Origin of the sequence: Pseudomonas sp. IT-232MI5, from assembly GCF_949767845.1 — a bacterium.
Lineage (GTDB): Bacteria > Pseudomonadota > Gammaproteobacteria > Pseudomonadales > Pseudomonadaceae > Aquipseudomonas.
This window is the reverse complement of sequence record NZ_CATKQE010000007.1, coordinates 71,042-89,374: the sequence shown is the minus strand read 5'-3', so window position 1 is coordinate 89,374 and position 18,333 is coordinate 71,042. Positions and strand designations below refer to the sequence as shown.

The 18,333-nt window shown below is 57.9% G+C and carries 17 protein-coding genes; 3 read left to right on the top strand and 14 right to left on the bottom strand.

Annotation, left to right across the window (positions count from 1 at the left end; translation table 11 throughout):
* Positions 1–14: 14 nt before the first annotated feature.
* The 3 genes from folP to rlmE form a co-directional block, all read right to left on the bottom strand.
* Complete coding sequence (gene folP / locus ACM6JQ_RS06940) at positions 15–866, bottom strand: dihydropteroate synthase (protein WP_095114216.1); 852 nt, start codon at positions 864–866, stop codon at positions 15–17.
* Positions 867–874: 8 nt separating this feature from the next.
* Positions 875–2,782: an ATP-dependent zinc metalloprotease FtsH gene (gene ftsH, locus ACM6JQ_RS06935; protein WP_016986501.1), complete on the bottom strand. Its 1,908-nt coding sequence runs from the start codon at positions 2,780–2,782 to the stop codon at positions 875–877.
* A gap of 202 nt (positions 2,783–2,984) precedes the next feature.
* Entirely contained in the window at positions 2,985–3,614 is a 630-nt protein-coding gene (gene rlmE, locus ACM6JQ_RS06930) for a 23S rRNA (uridine(2552)-2'-O)-methyltransferase RlmE (RefSeq protein WP_007915237.1), read from the bottom strand.
* A 101-nt stretch (positions 3,615–3,715) separates the two neighbouring features.
* On the opposite strand from rlmE, the gene ACM6JQ_RS06925 reads away from it, so the two are divergent.
* Positions 3,716–4,024, top strand: a complete 309-nt coding sequence (locus ACM6JQ_RS06925) for a YhbY family RNA-binding protein (protein WP_007915235.1) — start codon at positions 3,716–3,718, stop codon at positions 4,022–4,024.
* Between the two features lie 9 nt (positions 4,025–4,033).
* Here the strand turns inward: ACM6JQ_RS06925 and ACM6JQ_RS06920 are convergent, their stop codons facing one another.
* From ACM6JQ_RS06920 to grpE, 8 genes are all read right to left on the bottom strand, one after another.
* Entirely contained in the window at positions 4,034–4,438 is a 405-nt protein-coding gene (locus tag ACM6JQ_RS06920) for a hypothetical protein (RefSeq protein ID WP_007915233.1), read from the bottom strand.
* A 28-nt stretch (positions 4,439–4,466) separates the two neighbouring features.
* Positions 4,467–4,943 carry a transcription elongation factor GreA gene (greA, locus tag ACM6JQ_RS06915; RefSeq protein WP_003221530.1) on the bottom strand — a complete coding sequence of 159 codons (477 nt, stop codon included), beginning with the start codon at positions 4,941–4,943 and terminating at the stop codon, positions 4,467–4,469.
* On the bottom strand, positions 4,940–8,161 hold the full coding sequence (carB, locus tag ACM6JQ_RS06910; RefSeq protein WP_007915231.1) for a carbamoyl-phosphate synthase large subunit: 3,222 nt from the start codon (positions 8,159–8,161) through the stop codon (positions 4,940–4,942). Before carB ends, greA begins: the two co-directional genes overlap by 4 nt.
* A gap of 126 nt (positions 8,162–8,287) precedes the next feature.
* Positions 8,288–9,424 carry a glutamine-hydrolyzing carbamoyl-phosphate synthase small subunit gene (carA, locus tag ACM6JQ_RS06905; RefSeq protein WP_007915228.1) on the bottom strand — a complete coding sequence of 379 codons (1,137 nt, stop codon included), beginning with the start codon at positions 9,422–9,424 and terminating at the stop codon, positions 8,288–8,290.
* Positions 9,425–9,681: 257 nt separating this feature from the next.
* Positions 9,682–10,488, bottom strand: a complete 807-nt coding sequence (gene dapB / locus ACM6JQ_RS06900) for a 4-hydroxy-tetrahydrodipicolinate reductase (RefSeq protein WP_414893462.1) — start codon at positions 10,486–10,488, stop codon at positions 9,682–9,684.
* Positions 10,489–10,497: 9 nt separating this feature from the next.
* A complete protein-coding gene (dnaJ, locus tag ACM6JQ_RS06895; protein ID WP_007915222.1) occupies positions 10,498–11,622 on the bottom strand; it encodes a molecular chaperone DnaJ in 1,125 nt (374 codons plus the stop codon).
* Between the two features lie 297 nt (positions 11,623–11,919).
* On the bottom strand, positions 11,920–13,836 hold the full coding sequence (dnaK, locus tag ACM6JQ_RS06890; protein WP_414893460.1) for a molecular chaperone DnaK: 1,917 nt from the start codon (positions 13,834–13,836) through the stop codon (positions 11,920–11,922).
* Between the two features lie 102 nt (positions 13,837–13,938).
* Positions 13,939–14,505, bottom strand: a complete 567-nt coding sequence (grpE, locus tag ACM6JQ_RS06885) for a nucleotide exchange factor GrpE (RefSeq protein ID WP_007915219.1) — start codon at positions 14,503–14,505, stop codon at positions 13,939–13,941.
* 241 nt (positions 14,506–14,746) lie between these two features.
* Here grpE and recN point away from each other — a divergent pair, with 241 nt between their 5' ends.
* Positions 14,747–16,420: a DNA repair protein RecN gene (gene recN / locus ACM6JQ_RS06880; RefSeq protein ID WP_414893459.1), complete on the top strand. Its 1,674-nt coding sequence runs from the start codon at positions 14,747–14,749 to the stop codon at positions 16,418–16,420.
* Between the two features lie 75 nt (positions 16,421–16,495).
* Here the strand turns inward: recN and fur are convergent, their stop codons facing one another.
* Complete coding sequence (gene fur, locus ACM6JQ_RS06875; protein ID WP_007915216.1) at positions 16,496–16,900, bottom strand: ferric iron uptake transcriptional regulator; 405 nt, start codon at positions 16,898–16,900, stop codon at positions 16,496–16,498.
* A 97-nt stretch (positions 16,901–16,997) separates the two neighbouring features.
* Here fur and ACM6JQ_RS06870 point away from each other — a divergent pair, with 97 nt between their 5' ends.
* On the top strand, positions 16,998–17,525 hold the full coding sequence (locus tag ACM6JQ_RS06870; protein WP_007915215.1) for an outer membrane protein assembly factor BamE: 528 nt from the start codon (positions 16,998–17,000) through the stop codon (positions 17,523–17,525).
* Positions 17,526–17,585: 60 nt separating this feature from the next.
* Here the strand turns inward: ACM6JQ_RS06870 and ACM6JQ_RS06865 are convergent, their stop codons facing one another.
* Entirely contained in the window at positions 17,586–17,900 is a 315-nt protein-coding gene (locus tag ACM6JQ_RS06865) for an RnfH family protein (protein WP_414893457.1), read from the bottom strand.
* Entirely contained in the window at positions 17,893–18,327 is a 435-nt protein-coding gene (locus ACM6JQ_RS06860) for a type II toxin-antitoxin system RatA family toxin (RefSeq protein ID WP_007915213.1), read from the bottom strand. The genes ACM6JQ_RS06865 and ACM6JQ_RS06860 overlap by 8 nt, the downstream gene beginning before the upstream one ends.
* Positions 18,328–18,333: the final 6 nt, after the last annotated feature.

Genomic DNA, 18,333 nt, shown 5'->3' with positions numbered 1-18,333 from the left:
GTGCTCCATCATTCTTATTCGGCTGATTCCACGGCCGCGATCATCCGCACCACGTCTACCGTTTCCGCCACGTCATGGACACGCAAAATTCGCGCACCTTTTACCGATGCCAATGCCGCCAATGCCAATCCACCGTGCAGCCGTTCGCCCACAGGACGATTCAGGGCGTGGCCAATCATGCTTTTTCGAGAAACACCAACAAGCAGCGGCCGACCCAACGCATGCAGGGCTTCCATGTGCTTGAACAAGCTTAGATTGTGCTGCAGGGTTTTGGCGAAACCGAAACCCGGATCGAGGATGATGCGCTCGGCAGGAATACCTGCCGCCGCACACTGTGTCATGCGCTCAGCGAGAAACTCGCCCACCTCGCGCGTGACATCCTGATACTGCGGATTGTCCTGCATATCACCTGGCTCACCGAGCATATGCATGAGGCACACCGGTAAACCGGTAGCTGCCGCCGCATCCAGCGCACCATCGCGCTGCAGCGAGCGCACGTCGTTGATCAGCCCGGCGCCCAACCGCGCAGTTTCGCGCATGACGGCAGGAGTAGACGTATCCACCGAGATGATCACATCAAGCTCGCGATTGATCAGCTCGACGATCGGCGCGACGCGCTCAAGCTCCTCAAGCGGAGAGACAGCTCGCGCACCGGGACGCGTGGATTCGCCACCGACATCAATCAGCGTCGCACCGGCTGCAACCATAGCTTCGGCGTGACGCAAGGCCGCATCCAGCTGACTGTATTGGCCGCCGTCGGAGAAAGAATCGGGGGTGACATTGAGAATGCCCATGACATGCGTCTGGGCCAAATCAAGAACCCGGTTGCCGCAAGGCAACCGGGTCAGGGACTGTACAGAAGTCATTTCAAACCTTAAACGTCAGCAGCCGGACCGCCGATCGGTGTTTCCGGACGCTCGTCCCGAACCACTGGTGGTGGCGGAGTACCTGTGCCACCCGACCAGTCGCGAGGCTCGCGAGGTGTACGACCTGCCATGATGTCATCGATCTGTTCAGCATCGATCGTTTCATACTTCATGAGGGCATCAGCCATGGCGTCGAGCTTGTCACGGTTGTCCGTGAGGATCTGTTTGGCCGTGCCGTAGCACTGATCAATGATGCTGCGCACTTCGGAGTCGATCAGCTTGGCTGTCTCACCGGAGAAGCTGGCAGCCTGCCCACCACCGCCACGACCGAGGAATACTTCACCCTCTTCTTCGGCATACATCAACGGACCGAGTTTTTCCGACAAGCCCCACTTGGTCACCATGTTCCGCGCAATCTGACTGGCACGCATGATGTCGTTGGAAGCGCCGGTAGTCACACCGTCGAAGCCCAAGGTCATTTCTTCCGCAATACGGCCGCCGTACAGCGAGCAGATCTGACTGATCAGCGCGCGCTTGGACAGGCTGTAGCGATCTTCTTCCGGCAGGAACATCGTCACACCCAGCGCACGACCGCGCGGAATGATCGACACCTTGTAGACCGGATCATGCTCAGGGACGACGCGACCAACAATGGCATGGCCAGCTTCGTGATAAGCGGTGTTCTGCTTTTCTTTCTCGGACATGACCATCGATTTGCGCTCGGCGCCCATCATGATCTTGTCTTTGGCCAGTTCGAATTCTTTCATTTCAACGATGCGTTTGCCGCTGCGCGCAGCAAACAGCGACGCTTCGTTGACCAGGTTGGCCAGGTCAGCACCCGAGAAGCCCGGAGTACCACGCGCGATTACGGCCGGAGCGACGTCGTCACCCATTGGCACCTTGCGCATGTGAACCTTGAGAATCTGCTCGCGACCACGGATATCCGGCAAACCAACCACGACCTGACGGTCGAAACGGCCCGGACGCAGCAGCGCAGGGTCGAGTACGTCTGGACGGTTGGTTGCAGCGATAACAATGATGCCGTCATTCATCTCGAAGCCGTCCATCTCAACCAGCAATTGGTTGAGGGTCTGCTCGCGCTCGTCGTGACCGCCACCCATGCCGGCGCCACGATGGCGACCGACGGCGTCGATTTCGTCGATGAAGATGATGCAAGGCGCGTGCTTCTTCGCCTGCTCGAACATGTCACGAACACGACTGGCACCGACACCGACGAACATTTCGACGAAGTCAGAACCGGAAATGGTGAAGAACGGAACCTTGGCTTCGCCGGCAATCGCCTTTGCCAGCAAGGTTTTACCGGTACCCGGAGGGCCGACCATCAGCACGCCACGAGGAATGCGGCCACCCAGACGCTGGAACTTGCCTGGATCACGCAGGAACTCAACGAGTTCGCCGACTTCTTCTTTGGCTTCGTCGCAACCAGCAACGTCAGCCAGAGTGGTTTTCACCTGATCTTCGGAGAGCAGGCGCGCCTTGCTCTTGCCGAAGCTCATCGGTCCGCCCTTGCCGCCGGCGCCGCCCTGCATCTGGCGCATGAAGAACATGAACACCGCGATGATCACCAGGATCGGGAAGCTGGCTACCAGCAACTGGGTCCAGATGCTTTGCTGCTCAGGCTGCTTGCCTTCCACCACAACGTGGTTGTCGACCAGATCGCCGATCAGGCCATTGTCCTGGATTGCCGGACGAATGGTCTTGAAGCTGTCGCCGTCGTTGCGCTTGCCGGTAATCACATAACCATCAACGGCTACGCGCTCGACCTTGCCATCCTTGACCTGCTGGATGAAGTCGGAATAGTTGAGGGTCTGCGGCTCGTTAGGGCTGGAGAAGTTGTTCATCACCGTCACCAGGACAGCCGCGATGATCAACCACAGGATCAGATTCTTTGCCATATCGTTCAATTAACTACCCTCTGAAGCAAGCTCCGCTACTGGCGCGCGCTTCGCATGATATTCACCGGCCTAACTTACTACATTACCTACGACTCTGGCAGGCGCCGTCTGTAACCCTTTGTGAAACACTTTCTACACAATATTCGTTAATGCTAGCCGGGCGAAATACTAAAAACCTATCACCCCGCACAAAAACCTCGTTTTACTCGCTACGCCCGCGATAACCCCAAGCCAGCATGTATTGCTCGCGGGAGCTGCCACGAGAGGAGTCCGGCTTGATCATCTGGATCTTGTCGAACTTCTTGCGAGCATCCTTCAGGTAAACATCAAACCCTTCACCCTGAAAAATCTTGATCACGAAATTACCACCCGGCTTGAGTATCCGTTCAGCCAGATCAAGCGCCAACTCGCAAAGGAACATGGCTTTTGGCATATCCACTTCAGGCGTACCACTCATATTGGGGGCCATATCGGAAATCACAAGGTCCACCTGCGAATTACCCACAGCCTCAAGAATCCGCCCGAGCACTTCGTCCTCGGTGAAGTCCCCCTGAATGAAGGTCACGTCAGGGATACTGTCCATTTCCAGGATGTCCGAGGCGATCAGACGCCCCTGACCACCGATCAGCCGGCTGGTGACCTGCGACCAGCCACCGGGCGCTGCACCCAGGTCGACCACGCTCATGCCGGGACGGATCAGCTTGTATTTCTCCTGGATCTCCAGAAGCTTGTAACTCGCACGCGAGCGGTAGCCATCCTTCTGTGCTTGTTTCACATAAGGATCATTGACATGTCTTTTCAGCCAACCAAGGCTTGTCTTGGAACGCGCCATTGGGCACCTCGTTGATAAGGGTCGTGATTAATTGGGCGGATCCACGAGCCCTCGGGTAAAATGGCCGCCATTTTACAGAATCCAGACGAAAGGGTCAGATTATGCCGCTCACTCCAGAGCAGAAGAAACAGTACAAATCCATTGGCCACCACCTGAAACCGGTTTTGACGGTGGCTGACAACGGTTTGACTGAAGGTGTTTTAGCCGAACTTGAACGCGCCTTGGCGGATCACGAGCTGATCAAGATCAAGCTCAACATCCTCGATCGCGAGTCGCGCCTGGCGCACATCGCAGAACTGTGCAAGGTTGGCAAAGCGGACCTGGTGCAGGTCATCGGCAAGATGGCACTGATTTACCGCAAGAACTTCAGCGTCAACAAGCAGCTGTCGAACGTTCATCGCTTCAAGTGATGAAAGGGGTCAAGGGTGTGCCTGGCGCACCCTGCCACTCCATCCCGGCACAGGCTGCATCACCAGCACCAGCCCGGAAAACCCCAGAACCAGATAACTGAATACCTGCCAGCGCTGCGCATCCGGCCAGCCGACACGCACTGCGACAAACATCGCACACGCGTACATCGCCATCAACAGAACCTGTCCGCGAAAATCTCGCCATAGACTGGCAAGGCCCTCGGCCTGTACCAGCACCAAAGCCTGAAAAATAACGCATGCGGCGGAAAACCCCACCACCAGCACTTCAAATGCACTGGCGACTTCATCGATCAGCAACGGTGCCAGGCCAATCTGGCCCAGCGCCGGCTGCAAACCGAGATGAATCAGCCATAGACCGCCAACCCAGAGCATCTGAGTCAGCTGCCAAAGCATGGCGCCCGCATGCAGCGGGCGCCCTTTTTCAGATGTGACGGACTTCGACAATCTCGTACTCGATCACGCCGCTTGGCGTTTTCACGGCGACCACATCGCCCTCTTCCTTGCCGATCAAGGCACGGGCCAAAGGCGAACCGACCGAAATCTTGCCGAGTTTGAAGTCAGCCTCATCCTCACCCACGATGTGGTAAGTGACGCTTTCATCGGTCTCGACGTTGGCGATTTCGACGGTGGTACCGAAAATCACTTTGCCGGTGTGCGGAATAGTTGTGACATCGATGATGACCTGATTCTGAATCCGGCCTTCGATGTCGCGAATCCGCGCCTCGACCATGCCTTGCTGTTCGCGGGCGGCATGGTATTCAGCGTTCTCTTTCAAGTCACCCAACTCGCGGGCCGTACCGATGTCCTGGCTAAGCTTCGGACGGACGACCTTGGTCAGGTGAGCGTGTTCTTCTTCCAGGGCTTTAGCGCCCTGGACGGTCATTGGGTATTTGATCATGCCTTCAATCCTGCGTGTAGATCCTGCAAGCGGCGCACGGTCTTTTCCGGACCGAACTTCAGCGCTTCACAGATAGCTTCGCCAGCAGCAATGGTGGTGGTGCAATAGATCTTGTGCTGCAAGGCATTACGACGAATGGAGTACGAATCAGCGATCGACTGACGACCTTCGGTGGTGTTGATGATCAGGGTGACTTCGTCATTCTTGATCATGTCGACCACGTGCGGACGCCCCTCGGTCACCTTGTTCACACGGCGCACTTTCAGGCCTGCGGCTTCGATCAGCTTGGCAGTACCGGCAGTGGCAACCACTTCGAAACCCAAGTTGATCAGATCGCGGGCTACGCCTGCAACCAGTGGCTTGTCGTCATCGCGCACGCTGATGAACGCAGTACCGCCGGTCGGCAGCACTTCGCTGGCGCCCATCTGGGCTTTGGCGAATGCTTCACCGAAGGTGTCGCCGACGCCCATCACTTCACCGGTCGACTTCATCTCTGGGCCAAGGATCGGGTCAACGCCAGGGAATTTGGCGAACGGGAACACCGCCTCTTTCACGCTGTAGAAGTTCGGGATGATTTCTTTGGTGAAGCCGATTTCTTTCAGAGTCTTACCGGCCATTACGCGGGCAGCGATCATCGCCAGGGAAACACCGATGCACTTCGATACGAACGGTACGGTACGGGAAGCACGCGGGTTGACTTCGATGACGTAGATGTCTTCGCCTTGCAAAGCCAGCTGCACGTTCATCAGGCCGACAACGCCCAGTTCCAGGGCCATTTTCTTGACCTGTTCGCGCATCTCGTCCTGGATATGCGCCGGCAGCGAGTACGGCGGCAGCGAGCACGCCGAGTCACCGGAGTGAACGCCAGCCTGTTCAATGTGCTGCATGATCGCGCCGATCACCACGTCTTTACCGTCGCAGACCGCATCCACGTCCATTTCGATGGCGCAGTTGAGGAAGTGGTCGAGCAACACCGGGCTGTCGTTGGACACTTGCACTGCATCACGCAGGTAACGCTTGAGCTCGTCTTCCTTGTAAACGATTTCCATCGCACGGCCGCCCAGTACATAGGACGGGCGCACCACCAGCGGATAACCGATTTTCGCGGCAGCGCGAACCGCTTCGTCTTCGCTACGCACGGTGGCGTTAGGCGGCTGACGCAGGTTCAGGCGCTCAACCATTTGCTGGAAGCGCTCACGGTCTTCAGCACGGTCGATGGCGTCAGGGCTGGTGCCGATGATTGGCACGCCAGCGGCTTCCAGAGCGCGAGCCAGTTTCAGCGGAGTCTGGCCGCCGTACTGAACGATCACACCTTTCGGCTTCTCGACGCGACAGATTTCCAGCACGTCTTCCAGGGTTACCGGCTCGAAGTACAGACGGTCGGAAGTGTCGTAGTCAGTGGAAACGGTTTCCGGGTTGCAGTTGACCATGATGGTTTCGTAGCCGTCTTCGCGCAGAGCGAGGGCAGCGTGAACGCAGCAGTAGTCGAACTCGATGCCCTGGCCAATACGGTTCGGACCACCACCCAGAATCATGATCTTGTCGCGACCCGACGGTGCGGCTTCGCACTCTTCCTCGTAGGTCGAGTAGAGGTAAGCGGTGTCGGTGGCGAACTCGGCGGCGCAGGTGTCAACGCGCTTGTAGACCGGGAACACTTCCAGCTTCTGGCGGTGCGTACGCAGGTTCTTCTCGGTCACACCCAGCAGCTTGGCCAGACGCTGATCGGAGAAGCCTTTGCGCTTGAGCTTGAACATCAGGTCGCGGTCGATAGCGGACAGACCGAGGGTCTTGACCTTCTCTTCTTCCTTGATCAGATCTTCGATCTGCACCAGGAACCACGGATCGATCATGTTCATGCCGAAGATGTCTTCGACCGACAGGCCGGCGCGGAAAGCATCCGCCACGTACCAGATACGCTCAGCGCCCGGCACGGTCAGTTCACGCTTGAGCACGCTCATGCTTTCCGGGTTGCTCAGGTCGAGCTTCTCGTCCAGACCGCAAACGCCCACTTCCAGACCGCGCAGAGCTTTCTGCAGGGATTCCTGGAAGGTCCGGCCGATGGCCATGACTTCACCGACCGACTTCATTTGCGTGGTCAGGCGTGCGTCGGCCTTGGCGAATTTCTCGAAGGCAAAACGTGGCAGCTTGGTCACGACGTAGTCGATCGACGGCTCGAAGGACGCCGGGGTCTTGCCGCCGGTGATGTCGTTCGACAGTTCGTCGAGGGTGTAACCCACAGCCAGTTTGGCCGCGACTTTGGCGATCGGGAAACCGGTGGCTTTCGAAGCCAGTGCCGAAGAACGCGATACACGCGGGTTCATTTCGATCACGACCATGCGGCCAGTGTTCGGGCAGATACCGAATTGAACGTTGGAACCGCCCGTCTCGACGCCGATCTCGCGCAGTACCGCCAGGGAGGCGTTACGCAGGATCTGGTATTCCTTGTCGGTCAGGGTTTGCGCAGGAGCCACGGTGATCGAGTCACCGGTGTGCACGCCCATCGGGTCGAAGTTTTCGATCGAGCAGACGATGATGCAGTTGTCCTTTTTGTCGCGGACAACTTCCATTTCATATTCTTTCCAGCCGATCAGCGATTCGTCGATCAACAGCTCTTTGGTCGGCGACAGGTCCAGACCACGGGCGCAGATTTCTTCGAACTCTTCACGGTTATAAGCGATACCGCCACCGGTGCCACCCATGGTGAAGGACGGACGGATGATGCACGGGAAGCCGAGGGTTTCGAGAACCGCGTTGGCTTCTTCCATGCTGTGGGCGATACCGGAACGCGGGCACGCCAAACCGATGGATTTCATCGCCTTGTCGAAGCGCGAACGGTCTTCAGCCTTGTCGATGGTGTCAGCGTTGGCGCCGATCATTTCTACGCCGAACTTCTCCAGAACGCCTTCGCGCTCCAAGTCCAGGGCGCAGTTCAGAGCGGTCTGGCCGCCCATGGTTGGCAGCACCGCGTCCGGACGCTCTTTTTCGATGATCTTGGCAACGGTCTGCCACTTGATCGGCTCGATGTAGGTAGCGTCGGCCATGTCCGGGTCGGTCATGATGGTGGCCGGGTTGGAGTTCACCAGGATGACGCGGTAACCCTCTTCGCGCAGGGCTTTACAGGCCTGGGCGCCGGAGTAGTCGAATTCGCAGGCCTGGCCGATAACGATCGGGCCAGCGCCGAGAATCAGGATGCTTTTAATGTCTGTACGTTTTGGCATGGGTTTGTCACTCAAATCCGCAGGTCAGTCGGCAAGCCGTCTTGATCGATTTCTGAAGTCTCGAGGGGGCCGCCGGTGTCGGGGCCGCCCTCGAGGGGCTTCTCTCTACAGTCTCAAGGCGAACGCTTAGCGTCGCTTGGCCATCTCGTTGATGAAGCGGTCGAACAGTGGCGCGACGTCGTTCGGGCCCGGGCTCGCTTCAGGGTGACCCTGGAAGCTGAACGCGCTCTTGTCGGTGCGCTCGATGCCTTGCAGGGTGCCGTCGAACAGCGATTTGTGGATCGCACGCACGTTGGCTGGCAGGGTTTCTTCGTCTACCGCGAAACCGTGGTTCTGGCTGGTGATCATCACGACGCCAGTGTCCAGATCCTGCACCGGGTGGTTGGCACCATGGTGGCCGTGGCCCATTTTCAGGGTCTTGGCGCCGGAGGCCAGTGCCAGCAGTTGGTGACCGAGGCAGATGCCGAATACCGGAATTTCGGTTTCCAGGACTTCCTTGATCGCCTTGATCGCGTAGTCGCATGGCTCCGGATCACCAGGGCCGTTGGACAGGAACACGCCGTCCGGCTTCAGCGCCAGTACATCGGCAGCTGGAGTCTGGGCAGGCACCACGGTGACGCGGCAGCCGCGCTCGACCAGCATGCGCAGGATGTTGACCTTGACGCCGTAGTCGTAGGCAACCACGTGGTACGGCAGCTCGGAAGCGTCGATGGTTGCGTGGCTGTCGGTTTTCAGATCCCAGACAGTCGAACGCCATTCGTATTGAGTCTTGGTGCTGACGACTTTCGCCAGGTCCATGCCCTTCAGGCCCGGGAAGCCTTGCGCAGCGGCGATTGCCGCTTCTTCGGAGATGTTGTCGCCGGCCATGATGCAGCCGTTCTGTGCGCCTTTTTCACGCAGGATGCGGGTCAGGCGGCGGGTGTCGATACCGGCGATTGCCACAACGTTGTTGGCTTTCAGGTAGTCGGACAGGGACATCGTGTTACGCCAGTTGCTCGCTACCAGCGGCAGGTCACGGATGACCAGGCCAGCGGACCAGACGCGATCGGACTCGGCGTCTTCCGGCGTGGTGCCGGTGTTGCCGATGTGCGGGTAAGTCAGGGTAACGATCTGTTGGGCGTAGGAAGGATCGGTAAGGATTTCCTGATAGCCGGTCATTGCGGTGTTGAACACCACCTCACCAACGGTTTGACCGTCGGCACCAATGGCTTCGCCGCGAAAAATGCTGCCATCAGCAAGGGCAAGTATGGCTGGCTTAGTCAAGAAGACCTCCCGTAAATAACGCATGAAAGGGCGATCGCAGGTTGTAAAAAAGCGGAGTGACGTATGGACACGTCACCCCGCTTCTTCACTGAATTATTCTGCGCGCTTTTAGTGGACACACTAAAGCTGTAGCTTACAGAAAAAGGCTTTTTTGGTCCACCGCTAAAGAGCCTAAAAGGCCGGAGAATGCGACAGGTCGTCGCCAAGCGGAGAAAAACCAGCGCAAACAGGGCGTTTGCGCTGGGTTCAGCAGTGTATCAACGCAGGTCGAGCACGTCTTGCATGTCATACAGGCCAGGCTCGCGACCATCCAGCCACACCGCCGCACGCACCGCGCCCTTGGCAAACGTCATGCGGCTCGACGCCTTGTGCGTGATCTCCAGACGCTCACCTTCGCAGGCGAACAGCACGGTGTGATCACCCACCACATCACCACCACGCACGGTGGCGAAACCGATGGTTTCACGCTCACGAGCGCCGGTATGACCCTCACGACCGTAGACCGCGACTTTCTGCAAATCACGATCCAGCGCACTGGCGATCACTTCACCCATGCGCAACGCCGTACCCGAAGGCGCATCGATCTTGTGACGGTGATGAGCTTCGATGATTTCGATGTCGGCATCATCACCCAGCACACGCGCTGCCATATCCAGCAGTTTCAGCGACAGATTGACACCAACACTGAAGTTGGCCGCGAAGACGATAGGAATGTCCTTGCCCGCCTCGACCAGCAACTGCTTCTGCGCAGCGTCCAACCCAGTAGTGCCGATGACCATGGCCTTGCCTGCCTTGCGGCAGAACGCCAGATTTTTCAGCATCACTTCCGGCAGCGTGAAGTCGATCAATACGTCGAACTCTTCAGCCACAGCTTCGACATGCCCGGACAACGGCACGCCGATGCGACCCAGCGAGGCCAGCTCACCGGCATCGACGCCGATCAGCGTGCTGCCAGGACGAACCACCGCGGCGGTCAAACCGGTCAGCGGCGCACTCTGCTGCACGGCCTCGACCAGAATCTTACCCATGCGCCCAGCAGCGCCCATCACAGCTATACGTCGCATGCCGACTCCTTAGAGATCGCCGAAGAAGCGCTTCACACCATCGAACCAGCCAGTGGTTTTCGGCGAATGACTGTTGTCGTCTGCCAGCGAACTGCGGAACTCCTCCAGCAGCTCGCGCTGACGACGATTCAGATTGACCGGCGTCTCGACCGCCACACGGCACATCAAATCGCCCGCACCGCCGCCACGTACCGGCGCCACGCCTTTACCACGCACGCGGAACTGCTTGCCGGTCTGAGTACCCTCAGGGATTTTCAGTTTGACGCGACCGTCGAGGGTCGGGATTTCCAACTCACCACCCAGTGCTGCGTCAACGAAGCTGATCGGTACTTCGCAGAACAGATGCTTGCCATCGCGCTGGAAAATGTCGTGCTCGCGGACGTTGATGACTACATACAGGTCGCCCGTCGGACCACCTTGCGTACCCGCCTCGCCTTCGCCGGACAGACGAATGCGGTCGCCGGTATCGACGCCGGCCGGCACTTTGACCGACAGGGTTTTGTACTCTTCAACGCGACCGTCACCGTGGCAGGAATCGCACGGATCGGAAATGATCTTGCCTTGGCCATGGCAACGCGGGCAGGTCTGCTGCACCGAGAAGAAGCCCTGCTGCATGCGCACCTGACCGATGCCACCGCAGGTCGGGCACGTCGATGGCGATGAGCCTTTTTTCGCGCCGGAACCATCGCACGGCTTGCAATTGACCAGCGTCGGCACACGGATATTCACGGTGGTGCCGCGCACCGCTTCTTCCAGGTTCAGCTCCAGGGTGTAGCGCAAGTCGCTGCCACGCTGAGCGCCGCCACGGGAACCGCCGCGACCGCCACCGAAGAAGTCACTGAAGACATCACCAAAGATATCCGAGAAGTTCTGACCACCGAAGCCGGCGCCACCGCCACCCATGCTCGGGTCGACGCCGGCATGGCCGTACTGATCGTACGCCGCACGCTTGCTCGAGTCGGACAGCACTTCGTAGGCCTCATTGGCCTCTTTGAACATTTCTTCCGACGCTTTGTCATCGGGATTACGGTCCGGGTGGTGCTTCATCGCCAGACGACGGTAAGCCTTCTTCAGGTCCGCATCGCTTGAGCCGCGCTCAACACCCAACACTTCGTAATAGTCACGCTTTGCCATAAGTCTTCTGCACTCTTGAGGACGTTCGGCAAACCCCTCCTGAGGATGGCCAAACTCGTTGAGCCCCAATACAGGCCCGGACCCAACTCACGTCAATTCAACGATCCTGGTCTTTGTTTCTTGCGGTACTTTCGGCACGAAAAGCAGGAGCATTCCCGGCCATACCGCCAACATCCGAACCTTGTCGCATGCTGTAAAAATTCGCGTATTCCAGATACGCCAACGCGGGAGCTAGCTCCCGCGCGGCGACATCCTACCAGTCACTGCCTGAAGGCAGTCAACCGGCCGACCAACAACTTACTTGTGGTCTTTGACTTCTTCGAACTCTGCATCGACAACGTCGTCAGCCTTCTCAGCCGATTCGCCTTGCGGGGCCGCGCCATCAGCTGGCTGAGCCTGTTCGGCGTACATCTTCTGAGCAACCGGAGCGGAGACTTTCGACAGCTCCTCAACCTTGGCTTCGATAGCAGCTTTGTCGTCGCCTTTGACAGCGGCTTCCAGAGCAACCACAGCAGCTTCGATCGCAGCCTTCTCTTCAGCGGTGACTTTGTCGCCCGCGTCGGCAATCATCTTGCGAGTCGAGTGAACCAGTGCGTCACCCTGGTTACGGGCAGCGGCCAGCTCTTCGAACTTGCGGTCTTCCTCAGCGTTAGCTTCGGCGTCACGCACCATGCGCTCGATTTCTTCGTCGGACAGACCGGAGTTGGCCTTGATCACGATCGACTGGGTCTTGCCGGTCGCTTTGTCTTTCGCACCAACGTGCAGAATGCCGTTAGCGTCGATGTCGAAGGTCACTTCGATCTGCGGCACACCACGTGGAGCTGGTGGAATGTCGGCCAGGTCGAACTTGCCCAGGGACTTGTTCTGAGTGGCTTGCTTACGCTCGCCCTGCAGCACGTGAATGGTCACAGCGCCCTGGTTGTCGTCGGCAGTCGAGAACACTTGCGATTTCTTGGTAGGAATCGTGGTGTTTTTCTCGATCAGCGCAGTCATCACGCCGCCCATGGTTTCGATACCCAGGGTCAGCGGGCTGACGTCGAGCAGCAGAACGTCTTTCACGTCACCGGCCAGAACGGCGCCCTGAATCGCAGCACCCATGGCAACAGCTTCGTCCGGGTTAACGTCTTTGCGAGCTTCTTTACCGAAGAAATCGGTAACCAGCTTCTGTACCAGCGGCATACGGGTCTGACCACCAACCAGAATCACGTCGTTGATCGCGCCAACGTCCAGACCGGCGTCTTTCATGGCGATGCGGCAAGGTTCGATGGTGCGCTGAACCAGGTCTTCAACCAGTGCTTCGAGCTTGGCACGCGAAATCTTCACGTTCAGGTGCTTAGGACCGGTCGCATCTGCAGTGATGTACGGCAGGTTGACGTCGGTCGACTGAGCGGAAGACAGCTCGATCTTGGCTTTCTCAGCGGCTTCTTTCAGGCGCTGCATGGCCAGCGGATCACCTTTGAGGTTCATGCCGCTTTCTTTCTTGAATTCGTCAACGAGGTAGTCGATCAGACGAATGTCAAAGTCTTCACCGCCGAGGAACGTGTCACCGTTGGTCGCCAGAACTTCGAACTGGTGCTCGCCATCAACTTCAGCGATCTCGATTACGGAAACGTCGAACGTACCGCCACCCAGGTCATAAACAATCACGGTGTGATCGCCCTTGGCCTTGTCCATGCCGTAAGCCAGAGCGGCTGCGGTTGGTTCGTTGATGATACGTTTTACGTCCAGACCGGCGATGCGGCCGGCGTCTTTGGTCGCCTGACGCTGGCTGTCGTTGAAGTAGGCCGGAACGGTAATCACCGCTTCGGTCACGGTCTCGCCGAGGTAGTCTTCGGCGGTTTTCTTCATCTTTTTCAGGATTTCAGCCGAGATTTGTGGCGGTGCCATTTTCTGGCCGTTCACTTCAACCCAGGCGTCGTTGTTGTCAGCCTTGACGATCTTGTAAGGGACCATCTGGATGTCTTTCTGCACAACTTCTTCGTCGAAACGACGACCGATCAGACGCTTTACCGCGTACAGAGTGTTGTGCGGGTTGGTCACAGCCTGACGCTTGGCCGACTGACCTACCAGGATTTCGCCATCGTTGGCGTAAGCGATGATCGACGGCGTGGTACGCGCGCCTTCAGCGTTTTCGATAACTTTTGCTTTGCCGTTTTCCAGCACGGAGACGCAGGAGTTGGTAGTCCCCAGGTCGATACCGATAATTTTGCCCATGTTAACTCTCCCGAAACTTTGGATTTTTTTGCCGCAGCAGTGGTGGCTGACTGCGGTAATACTTAAACGCTTGACTTCTAAATGGGGGCCTTGCGGCTAATTTCAAGCCTTCTCGTCAATCGAAGGCGAAATTGGCGCAGGCGCCTTGCTGACCACAACCATGGCCGGGCGCAACAGGCGACCGTTGAGCTGGTAGCCCTTCTGGAACACCTTCAGAACGCTGTTCGGTTCTACGTCGGCGCTTTCCTGCATGGCCATCGCCTGATGTTGAACGGCGTTGAACGGTTCGCCATGCGGATCGATCGCTTCCAACTGATAACGCTTGAGGGTGTCGTGGAACATTTTCAGCGTCAGCTCGATACCTTCGCGCATCGGGCGGATGCTTTCGTCGTCCGGGTTCGACAGCTCGAGGCCGCGCTCCAGGCTATCGACGATCGGCAGCAGGTCGCCGGCAAATTTTTCCAGGGCAAACTTGTGCGCCTTCTCGACGTCCTGTTCGGCACGGCGACGGACGTTCTGCAGATCGGCAGCAACACGCAGAGATTGATCCTGCGCGGCGGCCAATTGCTCTTCGAGCACTTGTACACGGGTCGCCAGGTCATCACCCGAACCTTCGGGCGCCTGATTGGCTTCTGGGTTTTGCGTATCTACTGTCTGTTCGTCAGCCATAGAATTCTCCTTTCAATTTCGTCCGCGAGCCTGACTCGCGCTTCTGCCCCGATATATGGGGCCGCAAAATCAGGCTTCAAGGGCCTGCAAACATTAACCCTACAAAAAAGTGTCGAATCTTCATTCCTCAATGCGCTAAGCAGATTTGACGTTCAAGCAAATCGAGCTAAGGACGGGCATTGTCAGCCTGAAACAAAACACTGTATAAATAACCAGACCTTTAGCTTGGGAGCGGCCTTTTATGCTGGTGCACCTGTCCGTACATAACTACGCCATCGTTGAACATCTCGATCTCGAACTTGAGCGCGGGATGAGCGTGATCACGGGTGAAACCGGCGCCGGCAAGTCGATCATGCTCGACGCGCTGGGCCTGACTCTAGGTGATCGTGCCGACAGCGGCGTGGTTCGCCCCGGCGCCGACAAGGCCGACATCCTCGCGACCTTCGATCTGGCGGACATCCCTGAAGCCAGCGCATGGCTGGCCGAGCGCGACCTGGAAACGGATGGCCCGTGCATTCTGCGCCGGGTGATCACGTCGGAGGGTCGTTCGCGTGGCTACATCAACGGCACCCCTTGCCCACTCGGCGACCTCAAGTCGCTGGGCGAGTTGTTGATCGATATCCACAGCCAGCATGAACACCAGTCCCTGCTGAAAACCGATACTCATCGACGCCTGCTGGACGAGTACGCCGGCGCTACCGACCTGGCGCGCCAGGTTCAGCTCGCAGCCCAGCGCTGGCGTCAGACTCGTCAGGAGCTGGAGCGTCTCTCCAATTCCGGCGACGAACAACGCGCGCGCCACCAATTGCTGAGCTATCAACTCGAAGAGCTGGAAAATCTCGGTCTCGGCGATAACGAACTTGAGCAACTGGAGCAGGAACACAAAAACCTGACCAACGCCGAGACGCTGCTGGGCATTTGCCGGCAAGTGGTCGAGCAATGCAGCGAAAGCGATTCTGGCAATGTATTGAATGCACTGACCGCCAGCCTCAACCGCCTGTCGAGCGTGAATAACTCCGTCGGCGCACTGGGCGAAGCCAGCAGCCTGCTGACCAGTGCGCAGATCCAGGTCGAAGAGGCCGTTGGCGAACTCAATCGCTTCCTCGATAACTTCGATGCCGATCCGGCACGCCTGCAGTATCTGGAAGAACGCCTCGACGCGATCTACACCCTGGCGCGCAAGCACCGGATCCAGCCGACCGAAGTGGGTGAGATGCAGCAGAAGTTGCTGGATGAAATCGAAACCCTCAACGCCAATGATGAATCCATCGAGCGCCTCGGTGAAGAGCTGGCCTCCTATGCCCGCCACTATCAAGAGAAGGCACGGGAACTGAGCGATTTGCGGCATCAGGCTGCCGGCAGTCTCGCCAGCGCGGTTGAGCAGGAGATTCAGCGACTGGGCATGCCTGGCGGCCGATTCACTATCGAATTGAAGGCTAACAGCAGCGATGAGTTGCTGCCCAACGGGCTGGAACAGGTCGAATTGCTGGTCAGCGCCAACCCGGGCCAGCCGCTGAAGGCACTGGCAAAAGTCGCTTCCGGTGGTGAGCTGTCACGGATCAGCCTGGCAATTCAGGTGATCACCGCACAGACCTCCCGCGTTCCGACACTGGTGTTCGACGAAGTGGACGTCGGCATCGGCGGCCCGACGGCTGAAATTGTCGGCCAACTGTTGCGCCGTCTCGGCGATCGCGGCCAGGTATTGACCGTGACGCACTTGCCACAAGTAGCAGCGCAGGGTCATCAGCATCTGTTCGTGCACAAGGTGCGCGGTGAAGAGGCAACGCACACCGCCGTCTCCAAACTGAGCAAGAACGACCGTATAGAAGAAGTGGCGCGCATGCTCGGCGGCATCGATCTGACCAAAGAGTCCTTGGCTCACGCGAAAAAAATGGTCGTTACCGCCAAGGTTTAGGAACGACAGAAAGCACGAAGGCGACCCTTGGGTCGCCTTCGTTCGTTTCGCGAATGTGAAATTCGCGCGACATGCTTACTTTTTCTTGCGGATGTACAGCACCAGATTGTGATCCACCAACTCGACACCGTGCTCCTCGGCAATTGCCTTCTGGAGCTTTTCGATTTCCGGGCTGACGAATTCGACAACCTCACCGGTTTCCACGTTAACCATGTGGTCGTGGTGACCACTGTCGGCCAACTCAAAAACCGCGTGGCCGCCGTCGAAGTTGTGACGGACCACGAGGCCAGCCGCTTCGAACTGGGTCAGAACACGGTAAACCGTGGCCAGACCGACGTCCTCGCCAGCTTCCATCAACGCCTTGTAGACGTCCTCGGCGCTCATGTGACGCTGCTCTGTAGAGTCGAGCATTTGCAGGATCTTGACCCGTGGCAGGGTCACTTTAAGGCCGGCTTTGCGTAGTTCGCTATTTTCAACCATGGTCAGCTTTCTCGCGATGCTGCTTCGCAGCTTCTCTTAATGCGGGTATGATCGGCGTTTACGTTGTCCCAGCCAAGATAGTGGAAGTCGCCCACCGATGCAAAACACCAAGCTCTTGCTAACCAGTTTCACCTTTGTGGGACTGCTCGCACTCGCCGGTTGTTCATTCCCCGGGGTTTACAAAATCGACATCCAGCAGGGCAATGTCGTCACGCAGGACATGATAGACCAGTTACGCCCGGGAATGACCCGGCCGCAAGTACGGTTTATCATGGGTAACCCCCTGCTTGTCGACACGTTCCATGCCGATCGCTGGGATTATCTGTACAGCCTGCAACCGGGTGGCGGTGAACGCCAACAGGAACGCATCAGCGTTATTTTCAACTCAAACGACCAGCTTGTCAGCCTGTCCGGTGACTTTATGCCGGGCGTAAGCCGTGACGAAGCCATTCTCGGCAAGGACAGTGGCACTACGGTGACCGCTCCTGCTGAAAACGCCGAGAAGCCAACACCGGAAAAACCGGTCAAGCCAGGTTCCTTGCTGGATCAGATCCAGAAGGACGTCGATGGGGTAGAAACCGTTCCGGTTCCAACACCAGAGCCGCTGGACACCTCGCCGCAATAATTTGCGACGCAATAAAAAACCCGGAAATTCCGGGTTTTTTATTGCCTGCAATTTGTCTTTTTACGCGTTTCGAGCCTTGGCTTCCGCAGCCTTGGCAGCACGCAAACGTCGAACTTCTTTGGGGTCGGCAAGCAATGGGCGGTAAATCTCGATGCGATCTTCCGCCTGAATTACCCGCGTATCCGGATCAGCCACTACTTTGCCGAAGATACCCAACGGGCACTCCGCCAGATTCAGCTCAGGGAATTCGCTACCGATACCTGACGCCAGAACCGCAGCGCGAACCGTCGCGCCCTCTTTCACGCTGACAGTGCGTAAAACCTGACGGTCCACGGCGGCGTAAACGACCTCTATCTCAATCACCGGCTCAACCATGCATCTGCTTGGCGCGCTGACAGAACGCGTCCACCAGCGTGTTGGCAGCCTGATTGAACAGCGGCCCCAACGTCGCGCGTACCAGTGGCCCGGCGTAATCGAACGAAAGATCCAGACTGATCTTGCAGGCCTTCTCATTCAAGGCCTTGAACACCCAGACGCCGTGCAATTGATTGAACGGACCTTCTTCCAGGTTCATCTCGATCGACTGTCCCGGCACCAGCGTGTTGCGCGTCACGAAATGCTGGCTGAGACCGCCCTTGGCCACGCCAACGCTGGCGCGCATATGCTCCGGCGAACTTTCCAGCACTTCAGCGGCTGAGCACCACGGCAAAAATTCCGGGTAACGCGCCACGTCGTTGACCAGGTCGTAGAGGAATTGCGCCGGGTACGGCAGTAATGCCGATCGTTGAATATGTGTCGTCATGTGAGC

Coding starts and splice junctions, on each gene's coding strand:
- folP (WP_095114216.1), bottom strand. CDS start 866: ATGACTTCTGTACAGTCCCTGACCCGGTTGCCTTGCGGCAACCGGGTT.
- ftsH (WP_016986501.1), bottom strand. CDS start 2,782: ATGGCAAAGAATCTGATCCTGTGGTTGATCATCGCGGCTGTCCTGGTG.
- rlmE (WP_007915237.1), bottom strand. CDS start 3,614: ATGGCGCGTTCCAAGACAAGCCTTGGTTGGCTGAAAAGACATGTCAAT.
- ACM6JQ_RS06925 (WP_007915235.1), top strand. CDS start 3,716: ATGCCGCTCACTCCAGAGCAGAAGAAACAGTACAAATCCATTGGCCAC.
- ACM6JQ_RS06920 (WP_007915233.1), bottom strand. CDS start 4,438: ATGCTTTGGCAGCTGACTCAGATGCTCTGGGTTGGCGGTCTATGGCTG.
- greA (WP_003221530.1), bottom strand. CDS start 4,943: ATGATCAAATACCCAATGACCGTCCAGGGCGCTAAAGCCCTGGAAGAA.
- carB (WP_007915231.1), bottom strand. CDS start 8,161: ATGCCAAAACGTACAGACATTAAAAGCATCCTGATTCTCGGCGCTGGC.
- dapB (WP_414893462.1), bottom strand. CDS start 10,488: ATGCGACGTATAGCTGTGATGGGCGCTGCTGGGCGCATGGGTAAGATT.
- dnaJ (WP_007915222.1), bottom strand. CDS start 11,622: ATGGCAAAGCGTGACTATTACGAAGTGTTGGGTGTTGAGCGCGGCTCA.
- dnaK (WP_414893460.1), bottom strand. CDS start 13,836: ATGGGCAAAATTATCGGTATCGACCTGGGGACTACCAACTCCTGCGTC.
- grpE (WP_007915219.1), bottom strand. CDS start 14,505: ATGGCTGACGAACAGACAGTAGATACGCAAAACCCAGAAGCCAATCAG.
- recN (WP_414893459.1), top strand. CDS start 14,747: ATGCTGGTGCACCTGTCCGTACATAACTACGCCATCGTTGAACATCTC.
- fur (WP_007915216.1), bottom strand. CDS start 16,900: ATGGTTGAAAATAGCGAACTACGCAAAGCCGGCCTTAAAGTGACCCTG.
- ACM6JQ_RS06870 (WP_007915215.1), top strand. CDS start 16,998: ATGCAAAACACCAAGCTCTTGCTAACCAGTTTCACCTTTGTGGGACTG.
- ACM6JQ_RS06865 (WP_414893457.1), bottom strand. CDS start 17,900: ATGGTTGAGCCGGTGATTGAGATAGAGGTCGTTTACGCCGCCGTGGAC.
- ACM6JQ_RS06860 (WP_007915213.1), bottom strand. CDS start 18,327: ATGACGACACATATTCAACGATCGGCATTACTGCCGTACCCGGCGCAA.